Source organism: Prevotella sp. HUN102 (assembly GCF_000688375.1).
In the GTDB taxonomy this organism is placed as follows: domain Bacteria; phylum Bacteroidota; class Bacteroidia; order Bacteroidales; family Bacteroidaceae; genus Prevotella.
In genome coordinates, this window is sequence record NZ_JIAF01000003.1 from 249,994 (window position 1) to 264,242 (window position 14,249).

A 14,249-nucleotide genomic window follows, 5' to 3' on the forward strand; every position below is an offset into this window, starting at 1 on the left:
TACAACAAAACGCCTCGCTGCAAGTTCTCCTTTCGGAGAGAAACAGGGGGCGGAGCCACCATAATATATATGCTGCAAATCTATGATAAGCTACTCGAACTGCCGCTGTTCATTGGCATCGGCAGCGGGGATCTGTCGGAAATCGTGGACACCACGAAGTTCGATTTCCATAAGTTGGAAAGGGGAACGGCGTTGGTAAAGGATAATGACAAATGCAGCGTGCTTTATTTCCTGATGGACGGACGGATGGAGGTGGAGAGCCGAGCCGACGACAACAGCTATTCCATCGAGGAGGAAGTGGCCGCACCTGCCGTGATTCAGCCCGAAAGGCTCTTCGGACTGATGCACTATCACTCCAAGACCTACACGGCGAAGACGAACTGCAACCTGCTTTCGATAGACAAGAATGAGGTGCTGAAACTTTCTGACAATTATCTCATCTTCCGGCTGAACTTCTTCAACATCATTTCCACTCAGGCGCAGCGCGGCAGCCGTGTGCCGTGGCAGCGGCAGCCGGAGGGTATCAGGGAGAAGTTCTTCGGTTTCCTGAAGATGCGCTGCATCACTCCTGCCGGACCGAAAACGGTTCATATAAAGATGCAGGACTTAGCCAATGAGATACACGAAAGCCGGCTGAACGTGTCGAGGATGCTCAACGGTTTGCAGACCGAGGGACTGATAACGCTCGCACGCAGTCTGATCCATATCCCGTTATTAGAAAAATTGCGTTAAAACTTCGGGTATTTTTTGTTATTGATTTCCTTATTTTGTAACTTTGTGCTTATTATGCACAGAAAGAACGAAATGACAAAAGATACATTGGAAGAGGGAAAGCGCGTCAATCCCTTTTTTGAACCTTACGATACACCACACGAAACCGTACCTTTCGACAAGATAACGCCTGCCGACTACGAGGAGGCTATGCTCGAGGGAATCAGGCGTGAGGACGAGCAGATAGAGAAAACAATCAACGACCCGGAGGAACCTACATTCGACAACACGCTCATTCGGGAAGACGAGGTGGAAGGCCGCAAGCACTATTACGACCTGCTTTCGCGCGTGGAGACGGTTTTCTTCAATATGCTCAGTGCCGAAACCAACGACGAAATGGACGCTCTGGCGCAGAAAATGAGCCCCATCCTCACGAAGCACAGCAACGACGTGAGCCTGAACCCGAGGCTTTTCGAGCGCATCAGGGCGGTTCACGAGCACCATCGGGAGCTTACGCCCGAGGAAAGCAAGCTGCTCGAGGAAAGCTACGACGGCTTCGTGCGGAGCGGTGCGCTGCTCGATGAGGCAGGAAAGGACAAGCTGCGCAGGATTTCGGAAGAGGCAAGTATGCTCTCGCTGCAGTTCTCGCAGAACCTGCTGAAGGAAAACAAGGCCTATACGCTGCACATCACGGACGAGAAACAGCTCGGGGGACTGCCCGAAACCGTGCGTGAGAGTGCCCGTTCGGCAGCCCGGGAGCGCGGGCTGGAGGGCTGGGTGTTCACGCTCGACGCTCCGAGCTACGGTCCTTTTATGATGTACAGCACGCAGCGGAACCTGCGCGAGGAAATGTATATGGCACGCAACACGATGGGTATAAAGGCGAACGACGAGAACAACCTCGAGGTCTGCCGCCGCTTGATAAACCTGCGCCGCGAAATGGCGCAGCTTCTGGGCTACGACACCTATGCCGACTTCGTGATGAAATACCGTATGGCAAGCAATGTGCAGAACGTTTACAACCTGCTCGACAGTCTCATCGAGGCCTATAAGCCTACGGCTGTGGAGGAACTCGACGAACTGCGCTCGCTGGCGAAGGAGCGCGAGGGCGAAAACTTCAAACTGATGCCGTGGGATTCGGCATATTATGCTCATCAGTTGAAGTTGGCAAAATACGACCTCGACCCCGAAATGCTCCGTCCTTATTTCGAGCTGAACAATGTAATCAAGGGTGTCTTCGGTCTGGCTACCCGTCTCTATGGCATCACTTTCAAGGAAAACAGGGAGATTCCGGTGTACCATCCCGATGTGAAGCCTTACGAGGTGTTCGACAAGGACGGCTCTTATCTCGCCGTGCTCTACGTGGATTTCTTCCCCCGCAAGGGCAAGCGCGACGGTGCTTGGATGACGGAATATCAGGGACAGCGCATCACACGCGAGGGCGAGAACATACGTCCGCACGCCTCTCTGGTAATGAATTTCTCCAAACCTACCGACGAAAAGCCCGCATTGCTCCGTCTGGGCGAGGTGGAAACCTTTCTGCACGAGTTCGGGCATTCGCTCCACGGTATGTTTGCCAACAGCCGTTTTGAAAGCCAGTCGGGCACAAACGTATGGTGGGACTTCGTGGAACTGCCGTCGCAGTTTATGGAAAACTTCGCCGTGGAGAAAGACTTCCTCCGCACCTTCGCCTTCCATTACGAGACCGGCGATCCGATGCCCGACGAACTGATTGACAAAATCATTGCAAGCCGGAACTTTCAGGCTGCAACGGCTTGTCTCCGACAGGTAAGTTTCGGACTTTTGGATATGGCTTACTACACGCAGAAGGACGAATTTAGGGAAGATATCATCGCTTTCGAGAAAAAGGCGTGGGAAAAGGCCATCGTCGGCAATCAGCTTGAGGGCACTTGTATGACCACGCAGTTCTCCCACATTATGGCAGGTGGCTATGCCGCCGGCTATTACAGCTACAAATGGGCGGAGGTGCTCGATGCCGATGCGTTCAGCTTGTTCAGGAAGAACGGCATCTTCGACCGTGCAACTGCCCAGAGTTTCCGCGACAACGTGCTTTCAAAGGGCAGCACCGAGCATCCGATGACACTCTACAAGCGTTTCCGCGGACAGGAACCTACCATCGACGCACTGCTCGAACGGAACGGAATAAGGAAGAGGGAAAGTGGGAAATGTGAAAAGTGAGATGTGAGACGTGAAAAGGAGATGATGGACAGAAAACAGACACTGCTCGACAACCGATACCTGCGTATGGCACGTGTATGGGCGGAAAACTCTTACTGCAAACGCCGGCAGGTGGGTGCGCTTGTGGTCAAGGACAAGATGATCATCAGCGACGGATATAACGGCACGCCAAGTGGTTTCGAGAATATGTGCGAGGACGAGAACGACATAACCAAGCCCTACGTGCTGCACGCTGAGGCCAATGCCATCACGAAGTTGGCACGGAGCGGCAACAACAGCGAAGGCTCTACGCTCTACGTTACGGCCTCTCCCTGCATAGAGTGTGCGAAACTCATCATACAGTCGGGAATAAAGCGCGTGGTGTATGCGGAGAAATACCGTCTCACGGACGGCATCGACCTGCTGAGACGCGCCAATATTGAGGTAGAATATTTAAATCTTGAAGACAATGAGTCAGAACAAGACTAACCGTTTTATGCCCCTGTGGCTTGCCCTGTGCATCGTCATCGGCGTGTTGATCGGCGTTTTCATTACCAATCATTTCTCAGGCAACCGCCTGAACATCATCAACAACGGCAGCAGCCGTCTCAGTAACCTGCTGCATATCATAGACGATCAGTATGTTGATTCGGTAAACATCGACGAACTCGTGGAGAAAGCACTCCCGCAGATTCTCGCCGAACTGGATCCGCACTCCGTTTACATCAGCGCAAAGGAGGTTCAGATGGCTACCGACGACCTCAAAGGCTCGTTTTCGGGCATCGGAGTGGAATTTACCATCCGTGAAGACACCATCCATATACAGAATGTAATCAAGGACGGACCTGCCGACAAGGCCGGTATGCTTGCCGGCGACAAGATTGTGAGCGTGGACGATAAGCCGTTTGTGGGCGAAATCGTAACCAACGAGGAGGCTATGCACCGTCTGAAAGGCCCGAAGGATTCGAGGGTAAAGATTGGCATAAAGCGTTTTGGCGAGAAGAATGTGAAGTATTTCACGCTCACCCGCGGCGACATTATCACGAAAAGCGTGTCGGCAACCTATATGCTCGACGAGACAACGGGCTATATGCGCATCAAGAATTTCGGCGAGAACACACACGGCGAAATGCTTGCGTCGCTCACCAATCTGACGGTGCAGGGTGCCAATAACCTCGTTATCGACCTCCGCGACAACACCGGAGGCTATCTCGACAGTGCCGTTCGGATGCTCGAGGAGTTTCTCAAGCAGAATCAGCTCATTGTCTACACCGAAGGACGCAAGAGTCCTCGCAAGGAATACCGCTGCCACGGCAAGGGAAAGTATCAGAACATCCCCCTCGTGGTGCTCATCAATGAGAGTTCGGCCTCTGCCGCCGAAATCTTCGCAGGGGCGATTCAGGACAACGACCGCGGCACCATCGTTGGCCGACGCTCCTTCGGAAAGGGACTCGTGCAGCAGCAGATACAGTTCCCCGACGGAAGTATGATCCGGCTGACCATCGCCCGCTACTATACGCCTTCTGGACGCTGCATACAGAAGCCCTTCAAGCCCGGCGACCGTGCCGACTACGAGCTTGATATGCTTGCCCGCTATCAGCACGGCGAGTTCTTCTATCAGGACAGTATCAAGCACACGGGGCCTGCCTATCACACGTCGAACGGCAGAACGGTTTATGGCGGCGGCGGTATCACGCCTGATATTTTCATTGCCGAGGACACGAGCAACATTACCTCTTATTATAAGGAGGCTGCGATGAGCGGGCTTATTCTCCAGTACGCATTCAAGTACACCGATGAAAACCGTCAGAAGCTCAGCCAATTCACCGAAATGAAGCCCTTGTCGAACTATCTGAAAGGCTTGGGTCTCGTGGAAGATTTTGCCGGCTATGCCGAGAAGAACGGTCTCCGCCGCAGGAACAACCTCATCAGGAAGTCGAACGGCCTGCTGCAGACCTACATCCACAGCCGTATCATCTACAACATTCTCGACGATCAGGCTTGGAGCGAGTTCCTCAATCAGGACGACAAGATGATCAAGGCAGCCCTCGAGGTGTTCAGAAAAGGCGAATCATTCCCGAAGAAGAAGTAAGAAATCCCTTTTCCACGCAGCGTTTGTCCCCTTGTTCCGTCGTTTGAAAGAGTGGAATTGCAGGCGAAAAAACAAATATACCATTACGGTATATGGAAAAATATGGACTTGCAAGCCCGAGATATAAATCTCATTAACCTATAACTGCTTCCATCGGCATCCTCCTTTCTCCCGAAAGGAGAGTCGAATGAAGCCCTCTATTATGATTACAAAACCCGAACTGCGAAAAGAAATAAGAAATCGGAAACGGCAATTCACGCAAGAACAGTTGCGCGAATTGTCGTTTCCTGTTATCGACAGGTTGCGCAGCCATCCCAAGCTGAAGGCTGCCAAAACCGTCTTGCTCTATCATTCTCTGCCCGACGAGGTTTTCACACACGATTTTGTGGACGAGATGGTGGCGGCAGGCAAGCAGGTGCTTCTGCCCGTTGTTGTCAGCGAGACCGAAATGGAGATTCGCCATTACACCGGTTCCGACGATATGGCCGAGAGTTCCTACCACATTCTCGAACCCATCGGCGCACTCTTTACCGATTACGACAAGATAGACTTCATCGCCGTGCCGGGAATGAGCTTCGACGACGCCCGAAACCGTCTCGGCCGCGGCAAAGGCTATTACGACCGTTTCCTCTCGCAAGTCCCGTCAGCCTATAAGCTCGGCATCTGTTTCGACTTCCAGAAGCTCCCTTCCATTCCGACAGACGAACTGGACCAGAAGGTGGACGAGGTTTTATAACAGCTTTGAGTTCAGAATTTCCTGAACTTAAGGCTGTTTGTCTTTACTGCGTTGTGTGTACGGGAAGTAATCCCTCCTTGTCTAATGTCTTCAATATGCTGCGCATTAAATAGTTATTGCTGAATGATATAACGTGTTTTCGTGAATTTTCTTTGACAGGCAACAGCATTTCTTTGCCTTAATCAGGATAATCCCAAACTAAGAAGTGTAATAATGCTCTGGAAAGTATTTATTCTTCTTTGGTTTTTATCTCTCACAGATGCCATAAATTCACAGAAATTATTTCTCCACAGAGAATGCAAAGCATTCAAGGAACTCACTGTGCTTTTGGGCTTGTGTAGGGAGAAGTCTGTCTTATGGAGCAGAAGGATTGGAAATATGAGCATTATGCGCTGAAAGGAAGCATAAAACAAGGGAACAAACCGGCAGGGAATAGCATTCGTGAAATACAAATCTCCTTGCCGGGTTGTTCCCTCGCTCTCTTGTCGGCCGATTTCTATGCCTTGATGGCTTCGATGAGTCTCAAAGCCTGATTGTTGCTCAGCATCTTGATGTTTTCGAGCACCGAAGGATCGCCGCTGAGGGCAGAGTTCACGCCGCCGGTGTAGATGGCTTCCTGAAGATCCAACTGGCAGAGTGCTGCGATAGACTTGATCTGTGAGCCGATGATTTCGTCAATCGTATAGCCGACGCCCTCGCGGGAATAAGCAGCTTCCGGCGCACCCAGCGTGAACGAAACGAAGAGCTTCTTGCCCTTGAGCTTCTCGCCCGTGCTGCCGTAGGCAAAGCCGTGCGTGCATACCTGCTCAATCCAACGACGGAGCAAGGAGGGCATACTGTACCAGAAGACAGGGAACTGCCATACGATGATGTCGGCCTTCAAGAGTTTCTCCTGTTCTGCCTGCACGTCGATGTTGAAGTCAGGGTAAAGCTCGTTCAGAATAGAAAGCTCGGCTTCGGGGAAAGCCTGCTTCAGCTCGTCGATTACCAGTCTGTTAGCTACTGAACCGTTCAAATCTGTGTGTCCGGATACAATCAATACATTTTTCATTTTCTTTTTCCTTATTAGTTACCGACCCTTCGCCGGCGTCTTCCCACTCCTTGCAGCACCTTTATTCGTACACGGCAACGAGCTTCCTTGCGCCTCGCGAACGGTCATATTCCTGATTTGTCATAACCGAGATGGTTTAATAACCATCTATCTATTTGCAAAGATACACTTATTATTCCGGACTTCCACAACATTTTTTACGGCAGAAATGCGCCAATTCTACGGATTGTTATCTCCTTTGTATGCACTTTCAATAGCCCAGAACTATTAGGCATCTTCACATCCTGTATTCTCGCTTTTCCAATCTTGCGAAGAATGGCTTGCAATCTTCGCAAGATTGCAGCGCGTTTTTGCGAAGAATGAATTGCGTTTTTGCGAAGAATAAAATTTGTTGTTAAATATTTGATAATTAGTGTGATAAATATATCTTTCGCCGATTTCGCAAATCCCGCAAATCAATGAAGAATAAATCAGTGCAATCTGCGCTATCTGCGAGAAAAATCTCACGCAGATTACGCAAATTACGCAAAGCAAGTATCTCTCACAGATGGCACAGATACACAGATTTCAATTTGATAATGTGCTGCCACAGAGAAAACGAAGTTTTCAAGGATGGCACAGATTCCTGTCGCCATACAACTTCTTTGGCCGATTTCGCATATCCCGCAAATAAAATGAAAAATAAATCAGCGCAATCTGCGCCATCTGCGAGAACCCTCTCACACAAATTTCGCTGATAACGCAAATGAATGAGAGGTGGAATCTGCATAATCTGCGTTATCAACGGGAAACAGCCTCCCACCGATGGCGCACACTTCACAGAAATTAAAAAAAGTTTAGATATTTGGGGATGCCATAATAATAATGTATCTTTGCAAGTAAGTAGAATTCAAATTTAACTGGTAACGAAGTGAAAAATCTGTATATATCATTGTTATTCTCATTCCTGCCGATGCTTTCCACGGCGCAGAACTATGCAACGGGAACCACGGTGACGAAGGACGGAGGAAAATACGAAGGACAACTTTCGCACGGAAAGCCTGCCGGAAAGGGAAGGGCTGTCTACAAGAACGGCGACGTCTATGAGGGCGAATACGAAAAGGGGAAACGCCACGGCGAAGGCACTTACACCTTTTCGGACGGCGAGAAGTATTCCGGCCAGTGGTTTCAGGACCAGCAGCACGGACAGGGTGTATATACGTTCAAGAACGGAAACAGATACGACGGCCTTTGGTACAAGGATTTTCAGCACGGACGGGGCAAGATGTACTATTACAACGGCGACGTCTACGACGGCGAGTGGGTGAACGACAAGCGTGAGGGATTGGGAAAGTACACCTTTGCCAACGGTGCCTACTACGACGGACAATGGAAGAACGACGCAAAGCACGGACACGGCAAGTTCGACTGGGGCGACGGCTCGAAGTTCATTGGCGACTGGGCGAACAACGTGAAGGAAGGCAAGGGCATCTACCTCTATGCCAACGGCGAGGAATACAACGGCGACTGGAAAAATGACCTCCAGTCGGGCAAGGGTATCTACAAATACAAGAACGGCGACAAGTATGAAGGCGACTACCTGAACGGCGAACGCACCGGCGAGGGAATTATGCAGTACAAGAACGGCGACAAATACACCGGTCGTTTCCTTAAGGGATTCCGTTCCGGGTTCGGCACGATGGCGTGGCACAACGGCGATATTTACACCGGCAACTGGGAGAAAGACCTGATGAGCGGTCAGGGAAAGCTGACCAAGAAGAGCCACGACGTGATAGAAGGACAGTTCAGAAACGGAATGATGGACGGACTGGTCATCATAAGATACGCCGACGGAAGCAAGTTCCGAGGCACTTACAAGGACGGCAAGCGCAACGGCGAGGCCGTGGAGGAGGATGCCGACGGAAAACGGTTCGAGGGTGCATACAGAAACGACAAACGCCACGGCAGGTTTACCGAGCGGGACAGGAACGGTGCCGTTACGGCAAGGGGATTCTATGAGGATGGTGTAAGACAAAACAACTAACGACAAACAAACAAGACCGACTATGGCAACAAAGAAACAGAATACAGGAAAGGCTGCATCAAGCCCAAGGAAAACGAAGAATGCACCGCAACTGATGGGCATCGCACGGAACGACACGTATCTCGAACCGTTCAACGAGGCTATTAAGGGCCGCCACGACCACGTGGTGTGGAAGATTTCGCAGCTCACGCAGAACGGCAGGCAGCGTCTGTCGGACTTTGCCAACGGTTATGAATACTTCGGTCTGCACAAGACTGACAAGGGATGGGTGTTCCGTGAGTGGGCACCCAACGCAAGGGAAATCTATCTCCGGGGCGACTTCAACGGCTGGCAGTTCCGTGAGGAGTACAAACTGAAGCGCATCGAGGGCACGGGCAACTGGGAACTGTATCTGGACGACGACAAGATGAAGCACGGCGACCTCTACAAGATGTACGTCCTGTGGGACGGAGGCGAAGGCGAAAGAATACCGGCGTGGGCACAGCGTGTGGTACAGGACGAGGCTACGAAGATATTCTCGGCGCAGGTGTGGCATCCCGAACAGGAATACAAGTGGAGGAAGAAGACCTTCAAGCCTGACACCCGGCCGCTCCTCATCTATGAATGCCATATCGGTATGGGACAGGATGCCGAGAGGGTGGGCACATACACGGAGTTCAAGGACAATGTTCTGCCCCGTGTTGTCAAGGCCGGATACAACGCCATTCAGATAATGGCGATTCAGGAACACCCCTATTACGGCAGCTTCGGCTACCACGTAAGTTCGTTCTTCGCAGCAAGCTCTCGTTTCGGCACGCCCGAGGAGCTGAAAGCACTCATAGATGAGGCTCACCGGAACGGCATTGCCGTGATAATGGACATCGTTCATTCGCACGCCGTGAAGAACGAAGTGGAGGGACTGGGCAATCTTGCCGGCGACCCCAACCAGTATTTCTATCCCGGCGACCGACACGAGCATCCCGCGTGGGACTCGCTCTGCTTCGACTATGGCAAGGACGAGGTGATACACTTCCTACTCTCCAACTGCAAGTACTGGCTGGAGGAATACCATTTCGACGGCTTCCGTTTCGACGGCGTAACGTCGATGCTCTATTACAGCCACGGTCTGGGCGAGGCTTTCGGCGGCTACGGCGACTACTTCAACGGACACGAGGACGACAATGCCATCTGTTATCTCACGCTGGCCAACTGTCTTATCCACGAGGTGAACAAGAATGCGATAACCATTGCAGAGGAAGTTTCGGGTATGCCGGGGCTTGCTGCCAAGTTTGCCGACGGAGGATATGGTTTCGATTACCGTATGGCGATGAACATTCCCGACTTCTGGATCAAGACCATCAAGGAACTTCCGGACGAGGAATGGAAGCCTTCCTCCATCTTCTGGGAGGTTAAAAACCGTCGTGCCGACGAGAAAACGATTTCCTATTGCGAGTCGCACGATCAGGCTCTGGTGGGCGACAAGACCATTATCTTCCGACTTGTAGACGCCGATATGTACTGGCATTTCAAGAAAGGCGACGAGAACGAGATGGCACGCCGCGGCATTGCGCTCCACAAAATGATAAGGATGGTCACGGTTTCCACCATCAACGGCGGCTACCTGAACTTTATGGGCAACGAGTTTGGGCATCCCGAATGGATTGATTTCCCGAGAGAGGGCAACGGATGGAGCCACAAGTATGCGCGCCGGCAGTGGAATCTGGTGGACAATCACGACCTCTGCTATCACTATCTCGGCGATTTCGACCGTCGGCTGCTCGAAACGCTCAAGAGCGAAAAGCACTTCAACGAGACGCCCTTGCAGGAAATATGGCACAACGACGGCGACCAGATTCTGGCATTCTCGCGCGGCGGACTCGTGTTTGTGTTCAACTTTTCGCCCACCCGTTCGTTCAGCGACTACGGATTTCTCGTTCCCGAAGGCTCATACAGCGTGGTGCTCAACACCGATGCGCGGGAGTTCGGCGGCTTCGGCTTTGCCGACGACAGCATAGAGCACTTCACGAACCCCGACCCGATGTATGCCGATCAGCACAAGGGATGGCTGAAACTCTATATCCCAGCGAGAAGCGGCGTGATACTCAGGAAAAAATAAGAGGGAAGGGAAACGGCTCTGCAAGTGGATAAGTTTATAAATATACAGGGAAACAGAAGGAGGGAGGACGGACCGACAGGGAAAAATGAATCGGGAAAGAGTATCTTTCCCCTGTCCGTTTGTCCTTCCGTCCCTTGTTCATAGTCTTTCCGGCTGACTTGCAGAATCATTTTCCCGTCCGACCGACATTAAAACAACCGATGGAAAGTAAATTTACGCGCATCGTCTGCGCATTTCTTTTTTGCACATTCACCTTCTGCTACCTGTTTTTCTATCAAGCAGAAGTAATGCAGGTTACGCAGCACGTGGCATCCGGTGGGCAAACCTTCTATCATCCTTGGGTGGGAGCAATCCTCATCACGCTCACGTTGCAGGTGCTGCAAGTAGGAATCAACTCGTTTCTGAAGCTCCGAAAGCGTGGATTCGCACTCACTTATTTCCCCTCCATTCTCTTTCTCACCGTGATTTCGGCCGTCAGTCCCGATATAAAAGACCGTCTTTCGATAGGTGCTTGGGTGTGGATTGTGCCGATTATGCTCATAGCCTACACGGCCGTCATACTCTATGTGAAGCGATACGAGCCCTACGAGCGCGAGCTCCGTACGACAGGGCCATTCTCACAGCTCGTCTGGATAAATCTGGGCACACTCGTTCTTCAGTTTCTTTTCGTGGGGCTGCTGAGCAATGGCAACAGAGCGTTCCATCAGCGGGCGAAAATCGAGGCGGCGGTCTACAATCGTGAATACAGGGAAGCCCTGCAACTCATCAGGAAGATGGGCGAGACCGACTCCGTAACGTCGATGCTTACCATCTATGCCGTGGCACGAACGGGACATCTCGGCGACAGTCTTTTCCACTATCCGTTGGTGGGCGGGGGCAAGGTGCTGCGTCCGGGCATTGTGCATTCAATGTTGCAGCCCGACAGCGTGCTGATAAACGCAACGAAACGTTCTGCCAACTACCAGCTCACGGGCTTTCTTCTGAACCGCGATCTCCACAACTTCGCCCGATACCTCTCCGAATACTATCCCGTAGACAGCCTCCGTCCCCGCTATTATGCCGAAGCCAATGCGCTCTTTGCAAAGATAAACCGTGGCGAAAAGCCACAGCAACCCTACGAAGAGGGCAGCTACACAAAGTATTATTTCGAGAGATAATTAGGAAGGGAACGAGGAAGTTGGATATTTAGGGGACAAGGAGACGAGAGAACAAGAAGACGAGGAGATTTGCTATTCGGATAATTCTTAACTGTCTTGTTTCCTTTTCTCCTCGTCCACTTGTCCCCTTGTTTCCTCGTCTCCAGACTTCATTTCCCTCCTGCCTGCTCCATACTGATTTCGTTGGTAACAGCCGTTGAGTCGCCGTTGCTCACCGGTTCTTCGCCTATCTCCTCTTCGGTCAGTCCTTCTTCGGTTGGCTGAGCACCTTCAGGAGCCTGCGTGGCAAAGAAAATTCCTCCACCAACGAGTGTTAGAATCGCAATGCCGACTATCCATTTCAAGCCATTTTTCTTGTTCTTGTTATCTTCCATAAGTCTAAAATATAATTGATTTTTCTTTCTTTTTTCTTCTCATTTTCTTAGAAGCAAAGTTACCATATATTTTTAATCTGTGCAAGTAAAAGAGGGAAGAAAGACTTTCCGTGCGATGAATGGTGAGAGAAATGCGTGCAGGAGAAATGCAGCAAAACAACCGTTGTTTCCAACAGATAAAAGTGCGAATTGCGTTTGTGCGAAGAATGGCTTGCAATCTTCGCAAGATTGCAGTGCATTTTTGCGAAGAATGAAATGCGTTTTTGCGAAGAATGAATCTCACCGATTTTCAGGCTCTCGCAGATAGTGCGAATCTCGCGAATAAATCTCTATGATTCTGTATTTTTTGAGGTTTAGGTTCTCGCAGATAGCGCAGATTTCGCAAATCAGGAATCTCTCACAGATGGCACAGACACACAGATTTCGTTTTGATAATGTGCTTCACAGAGAAGGCTATATCCGTCTGTCTGTAAAAATCTGTGAGCAAAAACAGAACACTTTTTGCCAATGGGAGGACTCTCGGGAATATAAATCTGCGAAATCAGCGAGAGAACCTTTGCCCACAGGCAGCGTGGCACAAAAATAAATCTGCGCCATCAGCTTTCTATGTTAAAATCCAAATGATTTGGCCATTATTTTTCCTTTACGCTGATATTTTATAGTCCTTATCGAAAACCTGACCGTTTCTGACCATGGCGGCCACTATGTGGATAAGCTTGTTCCTGACGTTGTCAAATGCCACCTGCTTCTTTTTCCCTCTTGCGACAAGCCTTGGATAATACGAGACTGTGGAGGGGTTGAAGTTAACGGCTGCAAGCGCGGCCTGGGTCAGCATAGCCTTTATCTGCCTGTTTGCCATATAATGCACATGCGGGTCTGTATGCACGCCGGTGCCGGAATCGCCGAATGGGACTGTTCCACAATAGCAGGATATTTTCCGCGGGTCGTGGCTGAACCTGCGGAAGTTGTCCGTGCAGACCATCAGGCACACGGCATTCTGCGTTCCTATGCCGGGTATGGAGGTAACTATGGTGAAATCCGGGTAAGCTCCCCGTCAGACTCTATCAGGGACGCAATCCTCCTGTCCACCTTCTCTATCTCCCTGTTCAACTCCGAGACGATATGCCGTCCGCTTTGGGAGATCATAGTCTTGACGGACGATTTCTCCATGGTAAGTCTCTTCTCACCTCTCCGGACTTGGAAGTTGCACCTGTGCCTGACTATCATCTGTCTGTGGGGGAACAGCTCCCTGGGCTGCATAAGCGACTCGCTGAGCGGGTCGTACATGGCGGCCCTGTCATGGCTACGCATTGCATACTCCGCTGTCATTGAGGCATCGGCGCGGTCCGATTTCAGTCTCCGGATACCCGAGGAGTCCCTGACACTCTTGGCATTCTCAGGCCATGCGTCGAATCCCCTCCCATAAAGGAAGTTGCACAGCGGCTTGCTGTAGTCACCGGTGTTCCCGCCGCGGTTGTCACTAATTTAATTATCAGAAATGGTCAATAGCTGTATGGACTGAAACTCTGACAAGGCTCCAAGGCCGGTAGCTTTCTATCTTGTCTCCGCGACTATGTCGGGGAGGTTCTGGACAGATTATGGCTTCCGTGCCGGCGAAATCCAGGGCCTACCTCTCCGACAGACCGATTCTTCCTTACGACAGCAAAGGTAGGATACTGTCTTGAGCTGGCATTGTTTTTACATATTTTGCGTTCTTATGCGGCCGAGCCGTAATCTTCTGCAAACTTAGAGTGAAATCCGTGAGAGAGACTTGCCATTTTATCCCGAACTCAGGTATTATATATAAATCGTGGAAGAGCTTCACACTTCCC

Annotated in this window: 12 protein-coding genes; 8 read left to right on the forward strand and 4 right to left on the reverse strand. The window is 50.9% G+C overall.

Annotated features, from left to right (window positions below; all coding sequences use genetic code 11):
* The first annotated feature begins 69 nt into the window (after positions 1-69).
* From P150_RS0104180 to P150_RS0104200, 5 genes are all read left to right on the forward strand, one after another.
* Positions 70-732 (forward strand): Crp/Fnr family transcriptional regulator, encoded by a 663-nt coding sequence (locus P150_RS0104180; RefSeq protein WP_028896608.1) that lies wholly within the window; start codon positions 70-72, stop codon positions 730-732.
* Between the two features lie 72 nt (positions 733-804).
* Complete coding sequence (locus P150_RS0104185) at positions 805-2,910, forward strand: M3 family metallopeptidase (protein WP_028896609.1); 2,106 nt, start codon at positions 805-807, stop codon at positions 2,908-2,910.
* Positions 2,911-2,931: 21 nt separating this feature from the next.
* Positions 2,932-3,378 (forward strand): dCMP deaminase family protein, encoded by a 447-nt coding sequence (locus tag P150_RS0104190; protein ID WP_028896610.1) that lies wholly within the window; start codon positions 2,932-2,934, stop codon positions 3,376-3,378.
* Positions 3,359-4,981: a S41 family peptidase gene (locus P150_RS0104195; RefSeq protein ID WP_028896611.1), complete on the forward strand. Its 1,623-nt coding sequence runs from the start codon at positions 3,359-3,361 to the stop codon at positions 4,979-4,981. Before P150_RS0104190 ends, P150_RS0104195 begins: the two co-directional genes overlap by 20 nt.
* Positions 4,982-5,183: 202 nt before the next feature.
* Positions 5,184-5,717, forward strand: a complete 534-nt coding sequence (locus tag P150_RS0104200; RefSeq protein ID WP_028896612.1) for a 5-formyltetrahydrofolate cyclo-ligase — start codon at positions 5,184-5,186, stop codon at positions 5,715-5,717.
* 496 nt (positions 5,718-6,213) lie between these two features.
* Here the strand turns inward: P150_RS0104200 and P150_RS0104205 are convergent, their stop codons facing one another.
* Positions 6,214-6,768 (reverse strand): NAD(P)H-dependent oxidoreductase, encoded by a 555-nt coding sequence (locus P150_RS0104205; RefSeq protein WP_028896613.1) that lies wholly within the window; start codon positions 6,766-6,768, stop codon positions 6,214-6,216.
* Positions 6,769-7,678: 910 nt separating this feature from the next.
* On the opposite strand from P150_RS0104205, the gene P150_RS0104215 reads away from it, so the two are divergent.
* The 3 genes from P150_RS0104215 to P150_RS0104225 all read left to right on the forward strand — a co-directional run bounded on the left by P150_RS0104215 (position 7,679) and on the right by P150_RS0104225 (position 12,043).
* Positions 7,679-8,791: a phosphatidylinositol-4-phosphate 5-kinase gene (locus P150_RS0104215; RefSeq protein WP_028896615.1), complete on the forward strand. Its 1,113-nt coding sequence runs from the start codon at positions 7,679-7,681 to the stop codon at positions 8,789-8,791.
* Between the two features lie 22 nt (positions 8,792-8,813).
* On the forward strand, positions 8,814-10,886 hold the full coding sequence (locus P150_RS0104220; protein WP_028896616.1) for an alpha amylase C-terminal domain-containing protein: 2,073 nt from the start codon (positions 8,814-8,816) through the stop codon (positions 10,884-10,886).
* 200 nt (positions 10,887-11,086) lie between these two features.
* Complete coding sequence (locus P150_RS0104225; protein ID WP_028896617.1) at positions 11,087-12,043, forward strand: DUF6057 family protein; 957 nt, start codon at positions 11,087-11,089, stop codon at positions 12,041-12,043.
* A gap of 149 nt (positions 12,044-12,192) precedes the next feature.
* Here P150_RS0104225 and P150_RS0104230 read toward each other — a convergent pair whose 3' ends face one another.
* The 3 genes from P150_RS0104230 to P150_RS17930 all read right to left on the reverse strand — a co-directional run bounded on the left by P150_RS0104230 (position 12,193) and on the right by P150_RS17930 (position 13,902).
* Positions 12,193-12,417: a hypothetical protein gene (locus tag P150_RS0104230; RefSeq protein WP_028896618.1), complete on the reverse strand. Its 225-nt coding sequence runs from the start codon at positions 12,415-12,417 to the stop codon at positions 12,193-12,195.
* Positions 12,418-13,060: 643 nt separating this feature from the next.
* Positions 13,061-13,399 (reverse strand): transposase, encoded by a 339-nt coding sequence (locus P150_RS17925; RefSeq protein WP_231477573.1) that lies wholly within the window; start codon positions 13,397-13,399, stop codon positions 13,061-13,063.
* 44 nt (positions 13,400-13,443) lie between these two features.
* Positions 13,444-13,902 (reverse strand): transposase, encoded by a 459-nt coding sequence (locus P150_RS17930; RefSeq protein ID WP_369793304.1) that lies wholly within the window; start codon positions 13,900-13,902, stop codon positions 13,444-13,446.
* Positions 13,903-14,249: the final 347 nt, after the last annotated feature.